The organism is Peribacillus muralis (assembly GCF_001645685.2).
Classification (GTDB): Bacteria; Bacillota; Bacilli; order Bacillales; family DSM-1321; genus Peribacillus; species Peribacillus muralis_A.
This window is the reverse complement of sequence record NZ_CP017080.1, coordinates 3,486,405-3,498,469: the sequence shown is the minus strand read 5'-3', so window position 1 is coordinate 3,498,469 and position 12,065 is coordinate 3,486,405. Positions and strand designations below refer to the sequence as shown.

Sequence of the window (12,065 nt, the reverse complement as noted above, 5' to 3'; positions counted from 1 at the left end):
TTTTTTCAGCCTTTCATACCGAGCCGATGCACCGATGGTCTAATGCGAAAGCTATATATTTGTGTGAAGAATGTAAAGATTTACGCCATATTGCTTCAATTTCTGAACAGAATCGGTTAGTCTTATTACATCAAGTGACCATAAGTTGAAATAGTTACTGCTTATTGAAGCTTGAAAAAGGGTACAATGGTATATAAGGGATTAAATTTGATTAGTGTTGTAGAGAGGTGACATTTATGAAAAGAATAGGTGTATTGACAAGCGGAGGAGATTCTCCAGGTATGAATGCGGCAGTCCGAGCGGTTGTCCGGAAAGCCATTTTTCATGAGATGGAGGTCTTCGGGATTTATTATGGCTATCAAGGTCTGATCAATGGCGATATTAGGCAGCTGGAACTTGGATCTGTCGGTGATATCATCCACCGCGGTGGTACGATGCTACATACGGCCCGCTGTCTTGAATTCAAGACAGAGGAAGGGCAGCTAAAAGCGATAGAACAATTGAATAAATATGGAATCGAGGGCCTTGTCATAATAGGTGGCGATGGTTCCTACATGGGAGCTAAAGCTCTGACCGAAAGGGGCTTTCCTTGTATAGGAGTTCCGGGAACGATTGATAATGACATACCTGGGACAGACTTTACGATCGGTTTCGATACCGCTCTGAATACAGTCATCGACGCCATCGATAAAATCCGGGATACGGCGACTTCTCATGAACGGACTTATGTAGTTGAAGTAATGGGAAGAAATGCAGGTGATATTGCACTTTGGGCCGGATTGGCCGGAGGCGCGGAAACGATTCTTTGCCCGGAATATGACTACGATATGGAAGAGTTGATCGGGAAATTGAAGCGCGGGCATGACCGCGGCAAAAAGCATAGCATCATCATCGTTGCAGAAGGTGTTGGAAGTGCTGTCGATGTTTCCAGGAAGATCGAGGCAAAAGCAGGGTTTGAAACACGCGTGACGGTCCTTGGACATGTACAGCGCGGCGGATCTCCTTCCGCAAACGACCGGGTCTTGGCAAGCAGGCTTGGCGCCAGGGCCGTCGAATTGCTCCTGGATGGCAAAGGGGGCAGGTCTGTTGGGATAGAACAGAATCGACTAGTCGACTATGATATCATCGAAGTCCTTGGTAAGCCGCATACAATTGACAAGAAAATGTATGATTTATCATCCGAGCTATCCATTTAAACAATCAGGATTGACCAATGATCAGATTGAAAAAAGATTCAATTTTATAAAAAGATAGAGACAAATTACACTATGCCCCTGTCTACATAAGTTGGACAGGCGGCGAGTTTTCCTTAAAGGAGGATACACCATGCGAAAAACAAAGATTGTTTGTACGATCGGCCCCGCAAGTGAAAGTATCGAAAAGCTGGTTCAATTAATAGAAGCGGGCATGAATGTAGCTCGGCTCAACTTTTCTCATGGCAATCATGAAGAACATGCCGCCAGGATCACCAACATTAGGGAGGCTAGCGAAAAAACAGGGAAACAGGTAGCAATCCTGCTTGATACAAAAGGACCTGAAATCCGCACTAATAACATGGAGAACGATTCAATGGAGCTGGCAGCCGGTAACGAAGTCATCATTTCCATGAATGAAGTGCTTGGGACGCCAGAGAAATTCTCCATTACTTATGAAGGACTTCTTCATGATGTCCAAACCGGATCCAAAATCCTTCTGGATGATGGATTGATCGGCCTTGAAGTATTGAAGATCGATGAAGTAAGCAAAGAAATCCATACGAAAATATTGAATAGCGGTACTTTGAAGAACAAAAAAGGCGTCAACGTGCCCGGTGTTTCGGTGAATTTGCCAGGTATCACGGAAAAAGACGAGCAGGATATCTTGTTTGGAATCGAACAGGGTATCGATTTTGTTGCGGCATCATTTGTACGCAGAGCCTCCGACGTCCTCGAAGTGCGTGAATTACTGCAGCAAAATGGAGCAGGGCATATTCAAATCATCCCTAAAATCGAAAACCAGGAAGGCGTCGACCGTCTTGATGAAATCCTTGAGGTTTCAGATGGCTTGATGGTGGCTCGTGGCGATCTAGGCGTGGAAATTCCGGCTGAAGAAGTGCCGTTGGTCCAAAAGCAAATGATCAAAAAGTGCAATAACGCCGGCAAGCCTGTCATAACGGCTACACAAATGCTCGATTCGATGCAGCGTAACCCAAGGCCGACTCGTGCTGAAGCCAGTGACGTCGCCAACGCCATATTCGATGGGACGGATGCCATCATGCTTTCGGGCGAAACGGCTGCAGGTACCTATCCTGTAGAAGCTGTGCAAACGATGCATAATATTGCATCACGTGCTGAATCAGCGCTCAATTATCGAAATATATTATCAATCAGAAGTAAAGTGAACCGTCATAATGTTACCGATGCCATCGGTCAGTCAGTTGCTCATACTGCACTCAATCTTAATGCCGGTGCGATCATCACTCCTACCGAAAGCGGTCATACGGCAAGAATGATTTCTAAATATCGCCCTAAAGCACCGATTATCGCGGTCACATCCAATGAACATGTTTCGAGAAGCCTTGCACTAGCTTGGGGAGTTTATCCGCAAATCGGACCGAAGGCGACGACTACGGATGAAATGCTTCAAACGGCGATCGATGAAAGCCTGCATTCAGGTTTAGTGTCACATGGAGACTTGGTGGTCATTACAGCAGGTGTCCCTGTAGGTGAAACAGGAACGACTAACTTGATGAAGATTCATGTGCTGGGAGAGGTCCTGTTGAAGGCTCAGGGAATCGGCAGAAAATCCGCAAAAGGTCAGGTGGTCATCGCGAAGAACGCCAAGGAGGCTTTGGAAAAAGTGACCGAAGGCTCTGTATTGGTTACGATCGGCTCCGATCGTGATATGATGCCAGCGATTGAAAAATGTGCGGCATTGATTACCGAAGAAGGCGGATTGACAAGTCATGCTGCTGTAGTGGGCGTCACTTTGGGCATTCCTGTCATCGTGGGAGCGGAAGATTCGACCAAGATTTTCAAGGATGGACAACGAGTAACCGTCGATTCAGGGCGCGGTGTCATTTATGACGGGCATGCCAACGTTTTATAGAATGAAATTTTTGGCTCATTCCGTGCCAATGAGGTAAGATGGGTGTACCGTACCAGAAATGGGCTGTGCAGGAGGAAAGTAAATGAGATATTTTTTATTGTTTATCATTGCGATGCCGGTCATTGAAATTATTGTCCTATTGCTGTCAGGTAAGGTAATTGGTTTTTGGCCTACGTTGTTCCTGATCATAGGCACGGGTTTAATCGGTGCCTATCTGGCTAAAAAGCAAGGAATGGAAACGTGGAGAAAGGCACAGGAACAAATTCGTTATGGAATGATGCCTGGAAATGAAATCATCGATGGGATCTGTATTTTCATCGGGGCCGCCCTGCTGCTATCCCCTGGTCTCATCTCGGATATCATGGGATTGATCCTTGTGTTTCCGCCAACCCGGAATCTCCTCAAACCGATTGTTATCCGGTTTCTGATGAACAGAATGAACAAAGGAAAAGTCACCATCATTCGACATAAATAATATATAAGGCTGTTTAAAGGCTCACGCTTTTAGACAGCCTTTTTATTTTGGGAAAAGGAGACCAATGAAGGCATCCGGACGTTTCTCCAGTGATGTTGGTTAGTGGACGGAAAAATTCCATCAAAAGATTCCGAATCCTCCTCCAAGATTCGACTAACATGGGATCCACAGGTGTTAAAATCGCTGTCAATACATGACCGCTGTCCTTAAAGGGGGGCAATCGCTTTTCCGGCAGGAGCCTCGCACGTTACACTCCAATCAACGTGGTTACAACTTTTAGGTAAAACTTCATCCCTGAATGATTCCTTGAAATTAACTAGTTTCAAAAGTGGAGGCTGCCGGTGCTATCCCTTCCGGTTTATGCAATAAAGATACTAGGGATGTTTTTTATTCCATGGGAGGTATCGCGCTCTGTTTCACAACTAGTGAATCACATGGAATGGCCAAAATTCCGGAAAAAAGTCTGGTGGAAACGTTGATAATACAGGCTTTTTTTAGCTTGTTCACATTTTTCTGAATTTTTTAGAAAAAATTGGTGACAAAATTATACAACGTGTTATATAATACAAACAGGAAATAAAACAACTGTATTATAACATAAAGAAGTTGGAAAGGAAGTGGAGAGGCAACATGATTACGGAAGCAAAAGGCTTACAAGTTACAGGAAACATTAAGCCGGGATATGAACAAATACTTACAGCGGAAGCTCTTCAATTCATTGAAAGAATCGAGCGGCATTTCAGTGAAAGAAGAAAAGAACTTTTAGAACGGCGCAATCGGGTTCAAGAGGACTTGAATCAAGGCAAGCTTCCTGATTTCCTTGAAGAAACGAAGCATGTTCGTGAAAGTGAGTGGACGATTGCCTCTCTCCCGCATGACCTGCAAGACCGCAGGGTTGAAATTACCGGGCCAGTCGACCGGAAAATGATCATCAATGCCATGAATTCTGGTGCCAATGTGTTTATGGCTGACTTTGAAGACGCCAACTCACCCACTTGGGAAAATTGCCTGGATGGGCAGCTGAATTTGCGCGATGCCATCAGGGGTACAATTTCATTCGAAAATCCAAATGGAAAAGTATACGAATTGAAGGGAAAAACAGCTGTACTGAAAGTTAGGCCCCGGGGCTGGCATTTAGAAGAAAAACATGTCCTTTTGGATGGACAGCCAATATCAGCAAGCATATTTGATTTTGGCCTTTACTTCTACCACAACGCAAAAGCATTGATGGAAAAACAAAGCGGCCCGTATTTCTACCTGCCAAAAATGGAAAGCCATCTGGAAGCAAGATTATGGAATGATATATTCGTATATGCACAGAACGACTTGAGAATCCCTCAAGGAACCATCAAGGCAACAGTATTGATCGAAACGATTCTTGCTGCATTTGAAATGGACGAAATTCTATACGAGCTGAAAGAGCATTCGGCTGGCTTGAACTGTGGCCGCTGGGATTACATCTTTAGTTTCTTGAAAAAATTCCGTCACTCGGATGAAGTCATTTTCCCGGATCGCCTGCAGGTCACGATGACTGTACCGAACATGAGGGCCTATTCCTTATTGGCAATCAAAACGTGCCACACTCGTAATGCCCCGGCAATTGGGGGAATGGCCGCACAAATCCCGGTGAAAAATGATCCGCTCAAGAATGCTGAGGCTTTTGCAAAAGTCCGTGCCGATAAAGAGCGTGAGGCAAGGGATGGTCACGATGGAACATGGGTGGCCCACCCAGGGATGGTGAGCACGGCGAAAGAGGTGTTTGACCTGCTTGTTCCAAAACCGAACCAAATTTACCGAAAACGTGAAGATATCCATGTAACCGCCCAAGAGCTACTCGCAGTACCAGAAGGGACGATCACGGAAGCAGGATTGAGGACGAACATTAACGTAGGCATCCAATATATTGCGTCTTGGTTAAGCGGCAGAGGGGCAGCGCCGATTAATGACTTAATGGAGGATGCAGCAACGGCCGAGATTTCAAGAGCTCAAGTTTGGCAATGGATCCGTCATCCAAAAGGGATTCTCGATGATGGCAGGAAAATAGACGAGGCATTATTCCACCAAATCAAAGAAGAAGAATTGGCGGCCATTAAATCGGAGGTAGGAAAAGAAACCTTCGAAGCAGGAAAGTTCATGGAAGCTACTAAACTATTCGAAGAATTGATCGAAGCCGATGAGTTTGCTGATTTCTTAACCAATTCGGCATACAAACAACTATCTTGATATTTAAATATTCATATAAAATAGGAGGAAATGATAATGACGAATGAAAGAGCGCAAAAATTACAGCAAAGCTGGGAAAACGACTCAAGGTGGACTGGGATCAAACGTCCTTATACGGCCGAAGAAGTGATTAAATTAAGAGGATCGATCGATATTGAGCAAACATTGGCTCGCAGAGGTTCTGAAAAACTATGGGACTTATTGAAAACAGAGGATTTCATCAATGCTTTGGGAGCATTGACGGGCAACCAAGCCATGCAACAGGTGAAGGCTGGCCTAAAAGCGATTTACCTTAGTGGCTGGCAAGTGGCAGCAGATGCCAACATTGCAGGGCAAATGTATCCGGATCAAAGCTTATATCCGGCCAACTCTGTGCCGCAAGTAGTGAAACGCATCAATCAGACTCTTCAGCGTGCAGATCAAATCAGCTTTGCTGAAGGCAAAGATGATATCGATTGGTTCGCTCCAATCGTGGCGGATGCTGAAGCAGGTTTTGGGGGAGCCCTTAATGTTTTCGAATTGATGAAAGGAATGATCGAAGCCGGAGCGTCCGGCGTTCACTTTGAAGACCAGCTTTCCTCCGAGAAAAAATGCGGCCACCTAGGCGGCAAGGTCCTTCTTCCGACACAAACGGCCGTACGTAATTTGGTTTCCGCCCGTTTGGCAGCGGACGTAATGGGGACACCGACCATCTTGATCGCCCGTACGGATGCAGATGCGGCTGATTTGATTACCGATGATATCGATCCGGTGGATGCGCCTTTCATCACAGGTGAAAGAACACCAGAAGGATTCTACCGCACGAATGCAGGTCTGGACCAGGCCATTGCACGCGGCTTGGCCTATGCACCATATGCCGACCTCATCTGGTGTGAGACTTCGGAACCTAATCTGGCAGATGCCCGCCGCTTTGCGGAAGCGATCCATGCAGAGTTTCCGGGGAAACTGCTAGCTTACAATTGTTCCCCATCATTCAACTGGAAAGCGAAATTAAGCGATGAAGAAATAGCCACTTACCAAGTCGAATTAGGTAAATTGGGTTACAAATTCCAATTCGTTACGCTTGCAGGCTTCCACTCATTGAATCATAGCATGTTCAATCTTGCTTTAGGTTATAAAGAGCGCGGCATGGCTGCATACTCTGAATTGCAGCAAGCTGAGTTCGCCAGTGAACCTGATGGCTATACGGCAACACGCCATCAACGTGAAGTAGGAACGGGTTATTTCGATGAAGTGGCACAAGTCGTTTCAGGAGGAACCTCGTCTACGACGGCACTTGCGGGTTCTACGGAAGCAGAGCAATTCGAGACTTCCAAATAAGGGTGACATATAAAAAATCCGCCTCCATCCGAGGCGGATTTTTATCTGGTCTTTAGGAGAATGCTAACATATATAGATCGGTTGTTTTTATATGGTTTTTTTTGTATCCGCGCCGATGATGAAGGACCAGATGGCCTTGAAGACATGGGCACGCTGAAGTGTATTGAATATCACGAGTGCGACAGGACCTGCTATCAGTCCTAGGAACCCGATCAGCTTGAAACCGATGAACAGGGCGATGAGGGTGGCAAGCGGGTCAAGACCGATGCTGGAAGAGAGAACCTTTGGCTCTATCAATTGCCGCTGGACGACGACGATTATGTAAAGCACGGACAAACCGATGGCAAGGCTCGTATTTCCAACGATGAACTCGAATATGATCCATGGGATGAAGATGGTGCCCGTCCCTAAATAAGGAATGATATCGACCAAGCCGCAAATCAGGGCAATCGTGATCGAATAGTTCACCCCTAAAATGAGAAACCCAATCAAAATCGTAACAGTCGTCAATGAAACAAGCGTGAATTGAGCACGGATGAAGCCGAATAAGGCCCGTTTCAAGTCCCGGAACAAACGCTTGGCGCCAGAGAAAATCTTATCGGGCAGCACCCTGCCAGTCATCCTGCCGAAAGTGTCCCAATCCTTGCTGATGAAGAAAGTGCCAAGCAGCGTAAACAGGAGTGCCGTTGCAGTGGTTGGGAACCAGCCGATGATCGTGGGGATGTTCTTCAAGAACGTTTGAATGAACCCGCTTACTCCCGTAGTGATGGATTCCCCGATATTCTGGATATTCTTGAGGACGGTATCTTGTTGGTCGACATCCAAATTATTGAACATCGCAGCGATTTGGTTATATAAAGGAATGATGGTGGTGGCGATGTAGGACTCAATATAGTCCACGATCGTTTCGATGTGTTCAGGTATGACTCCTGCAAGGTAATTGGTCCCTGATATGATTTCGGTAACCAGTAAGGTGATGAGCCCTGCGAATGAAAGGAAAATGAGTAAGAGAGAAACGAATACGGCAAACCCCCTTGGTAACCTGCCTTTCTTCTCGAAGAAAGTGACAAGCGGATTCATCAAGAATGCGATTACCATCGCAATGATGAATGGATATGTATATTTAGATAAAAAAAACAAGCCAATTCCACCTAAAATTACCCCGCCGATGACGAGTAAAAAGCGAATGAAGCGATACAGATAGATTGGATTCAAGACATATCCTCCTTCTATTATAAAGTTTGTATTATAATTGTAACGAGAATGGAAATGAAAGGAAAGTTTCTTTCGTCCTTTCATATAACTATTTCAGCCAATTGATGGCTCACATGACGAGGGAAGAATGGCGTTTGCTATGTTAAAATAATAAAAAAAGAAGAATGGAGTCGAAGGTATAATGGTAAACGGACCTATCGCATTTTTAATTTTACTTGCAGCAATCGGCTGGTTCGGCAAGAATACGTCGCTGATCATGGCTGCAGGTTTTCTGCTATTCATGAAGGTGGTTGGTCTCGACGCAAAGGTTTTCCCCTATCTGGAGGCGAAAGGAATCAATTTGGGAGTCACGATCATCACCATTTCCGTACTGATACCGATAGCGAATGGGGCAATAGGGTTCAAGGAACTCGGGGATGCGGTTAAATCTCCTTATGCCTGGATCGCGCTTGCATCCGGAATAGCGGTTGCACTTATAGCGAAAAATGGGATTACGCTTTTGTCTCATGATCCGCATATCACCACGGCCCTTGTTTTCGGGACGATTCTTGCGGTAGCCTTATTCAAGGGCGTTGCTGTCGGACCGTTAATCGGGGCAGGCATTGCTTATTTATGCATGCAGATCTTCAATTTTTTCAAATGAAGGAGTGGCGGATGACAGGATGGTCCGCCCAACTTGGTCATGTGGATTTTCTATTTAATGTTTCATTTTTTCTGCTTTGTAACGAATTTTCTAAAAAAACGTTTGAATCCTCTTTTAAAAAGCAAGAGAATATGTAGCTAATTCTTCTGATAAAATAATAATTTTTTCACATTTTAAGTGCTTTTCATTCCCAAAAAAGTGTTTATTGTTTATAATAATGATGTAACTGCTCAGGATTATAAAAAATTGGGATTCGGGATATCAATGATATTTTTGAGGAATCTTAAAAAAGATGTAGTTATTGAGCAAGCGCTCACTAGGAATGGCTACAAGCATTAAATTTTTAGATCTTTTCTTAAGGTTTAGCGTACATTTTACTATTGTGGGGGTTTAATCTGTGAACGCTTCCAACTTAAGATGTATGTCTTCTGCTAAAAAATAGATGGTTGTAATCAAAGGCTAATCTCTTGGAAGCGCTATATTTATACGCAACGAGCAAGGACATAGGGGAATACTCAGGAAAAGGAGAGATTTAGTATGACAGCAACAAAAGGTCTTGAAGGTGTGGTAGCAACAACTTCATCAGTAAGCTCCATCATCGATGATACATTAACGTATGTAGGTTATGATATCGATGATTTGGCTGTAAATGCAACATTCGAAGAAGTAATCTATCTATTATGGCATGGAGCTCTTCCGACTAAAAGCCAATTAGAAGAGTTAACTAAACAACTTGCTGAAAATGCTGAAATTCCAGCTGAAGTGGTTAATCATTTCAAAACTTACCCAATTGATAAAGTGCACCCAATGGGAGCTCTTCGCACAGCCGTTTCCCTGCTTGGTCTATATGATGAAGAGGCAGATGTAATGAGTGAAGATGCTAACTATCGTAAAGCCATCCGCATCCAAGCTAAAATCCCTACATTGGTAACAACTTTCGCTCGTATCCGTCAAGGAAAAGAATCGATTGCGCCGCGTACAGATTTAAGCTTTGCTGCTAACTTCTTATATATGTTAAGCGGCAATGAACCAACGGCAATCGAAGAAGAAGCATTCAACAAAGCATTGGTTCTTCATGCTGACCATGAACTGAACGCTTCCACATTCACGGCACGCGTTTGTGTGGCTACATTATCGGATATCTATTCTGGTGTTACTTCTGCCCTTGGCGCTTTAAAAGGCCCACTTCACGGCGGAGCTAACGAACAAGTCATGAAAATGCTTACGGAAATTGGTTCCGTTGAAAATGTCGAGCCTTACATCAACGAAAAATTAGCCAATAAAGAAAAAATCATGGGCTTTGGCCACCGTGTATACCGTAAAGGAGATCCGCGTGCCAAGCACCTTAAAGAAATGTCCCAAAAATTGACGGAGCTTACTGGACAACCTCAATATTATGATATGTCCATTAAAATCAATGACATCGTAACCGGTCAAAAAAATCTTCCGCCAAACGTGGATTTCTATTCTGCTTCGGTATACCATAGTCTAGGTATCGAGCACGACCTATTTACACCAATCTTTGCTGTGAGCCGTGCTTCAGGCTGGATCGCTCATATCCTTGAGCAGTATTCAAACAACCGTTTGATCCGTCCTCGTGCAGAGTATGTTGGACCGGGTATGCAAAAATACGTACCGATCGAAAAACGCTAATCAAAAGTTTTTCGAAACTTATTTTTATTTCATCGGATTTGTAGTAAATTAATAGATGTGAGTAAAAAAGGGTTAGTGGTGCTGCCTGCTTGAATGGCGGACGATCTAACCTTTGAATTTGAATCGGAGGTAAGAGACATGACACAAAGCCAAAAAATTACAGTTACTAACGGTGCTCTTAACGTGCCAAACAACCCAATCGTTCCTTTTATTGAGGGAGACGGAATCGGTCCTGATATTTGGGCAGCAGCTTCTCGCGTATTGGACGCAGCAGTTGAAAAAGCCTACAATGGCGAAAAGAAAATCGAATGGAAAGAAGTTTTAGCTGGACAAAAAGCATTTGACCAAACAGGCGAATGGCTTCCGCAAGAAACTCTTGATGTCATTAACGAATATCTGATCGCTATTAAAGGACCTCTTACAACTCCAATCGGCGGCGGTATCCGTTCATTGAACGTGGCATTGCGTCAAGTATTGGACTTATTCGTATGTCTTCGCCCAGTACGTTACTTTGATGGTGTACCTTCACCAGTCAAACGTCCGGAAGACACTGACATGGTCATCTTCCGTGAAAACACTGAAGATATCTATGCAGGCATCGAATATGCAAAAGGCTCTGATGAAGCGAAGAAATTGATCGACTTCCTACAAAATGAATTCGGTGTTACAAACATCCGTTTCCCAGAAACTTCAGGTATCGGGATCAAACCGATTTCCGAAGAAGGAACAAAACGTCTTGTTCGCTCTGCGCTTAACTATGCGATCAAAGAAGGCCGTAAATCTTTAACTCTTGTTCATAAAGGGAACATCATGAAATTCACGGAAGGTGCATTCAAAACTTGGGGTTATGAAGTGGCTGAGCAAGAATTCGCCGATAAAGTGTTCACATGGAACCAATATGACAAAATTAAAGACGCAGAAGGCACTGAAGCTGCTAACAAAGCACAATCTGCTGCTGAAGCTGAAGGCAAAATCATCGTTAAGGATTCCATTGCGGATATCTTCTTACAACAAATCCTGACTCGTCCTAAAGAGTTTGACGTTGTTGCAACAATGAACTTGAACGGAGATTACATTTCCGATGCATTGGCTGCACAAGTTGGCGGAATCGGTATCGCTCCTGGAGCAAACATCAACTACGAAACTGGACATGCCATCTTCGAAGCAACTCACGGAACGGCTCCAAAATATGCTGGTCTTGATAAAGTGAACCCATCTTCCGTTCTTCTTTCAGGCGTTCTTTTACTTGAACACCTTGGCTGGAACGAAGCTGCAGACAGCATCACGAAATCAGTTGAACAAACGATCGCTTCTAAAGTTGTTACATACGACTTTGCCCGTCTAATGGAAGGTGCTACAGAAGTTAAATGTTCGGAGTTCGCTGACGAGCTTATCAAAAACCTTAAATAATAATCTTTGCTTATGATGCTTTCCGGAAAAGTTCCTCTG

At 44.3% G+C, this 12,065-nt stretch carries 9 protein-coding genes; 8 read left to right on the top strand and 1 reads right to left on the bottom strand.

Translation table 11 applies throughout. The features are described 5' to 3' along the window. Window positions 1–236 precede the first annotated feature (236 nt). The 5 genes from pfkA to aceA all read left to right on the top strand — a co-directional run bounded on the left by pfkA (window position 237) and on the right by aceA (window position 7,105). Entirely contained in the window at window positions 237–1,196 is a 960-nt protein-coding gene (gene pfkA, locus ABE28_RS16995) for a 6-phosphofructokinase (RefSeq protein ID WP_064465981.1), read from the top strand. A 130-nt stretch (window positions 1,197–1,326) separates the two neighbouring features. Beyond that, entirely contained in the window at window positions 1,327–3,087 is a 1,761-nt protein-coding gene (gene pyk, locus ABE28_RS16990) for a pyruvate kinase (RefSeq protein ID WP_064465980.1), read from the top strand. Between the two features lie 82 nt (window positions 3,088–3,169). Beyond that, window positions 3,170–3,562, top strand: a complete 393-nt coding sequence (locus ABE28_RS16985) for an FxsA family protein (protein ID WP_064465979.1) — start codon at window positions 3,170–3,172, stop codon at window positions 3,560–3,562. A gap of 630 nt (window positions 3,563–4,192) precedes the next feature. Beyond that, window positions 4,193–5,785, top strand: coding sequence for a malate synthase A (gene aceB / locus ABE28_RS16980; RefSeq protein ID WP_064465978.1), 1,593 nt, complete (start codon window positions 4,193–4,195; stop codon window positions 5,783–5,785). Window positions 5,786–5,821: 36 nt separating this feature from the next. Next, window positions 5,822–7,105: an isocitrate lyase gene (gene aceA / locus ABE28_RS16975; RefSeq protein WP_064465977.1), complete on the top strand. Its 1,284-nt coding sequence runs from the start codon at window positions 5,822–5,824 to the stop codon at window positions 7,103–7,105. 87 nt (window positions 7,106–7,192) lie between these two features. Here the strand turns inward: aceA and ytvI are convergent, their stop codons facing one another. Further along, window positions 7,193–8,320, bottom strand: a complete 1,128-nt coding sequence (ytvI, locus tag ABE28_RS16970) for a sporulation integral membrane protein YtvI (RefSeq protein WP_064465976.1) — start codon at window positions 8,318–8,320, stop codon at window positions 7,193–7,195. Between the two features lie 181 nt (window positions 8,321–8,501). Between ytvI and ABE28_RS16965 the strand changes: the two genes are divergently transcribed. The 3 genes from ABE28_RS16965 (at window position 8,502) to icd (ending at window position 12,026) form a co-directional block, all read left to right on the top strand. Continuing rightward, window positions 8,502–8,963: a DUF441 domain-containing protein gene (locus tag ABE28_RS16965; protein WP_064465975.1), complete on the top strand. Its 462-nt coding sequence runs from the start codon at window positions 8,502–8,504 to the stop codon at window positions 8,961–8,963. Between the two features lie 537 nt (window positions 8,964–9,500). Next, complete coding sequence (gene citZ, locus ABE28_RS16960) at window positions 9,501–10,616, top strand: citrate synthase (RefSeq protein ID WP_064465974.1); 1,116 nt, start codon at window positions 9,501–9,503, stop codon at window positions 10,614–10,616. Window positions 10,617–10,709: 93 nt separating this feature from the next. Next, window positions 10,710–12,026: an NADP-dependent isocitrate dehydrogenase gene (icd, locus tag ABE28_RS16955; protein WP_257390612.1), complete on the top strand. Its 1,317-nt coding sequence runs from the start codon at window positions 10,710–10,712 to the stop codon at window positions 12,024–12,026. The last annotated feature ends 39 nt before the right edge of the window (window positions 12,027–12,065 follow it).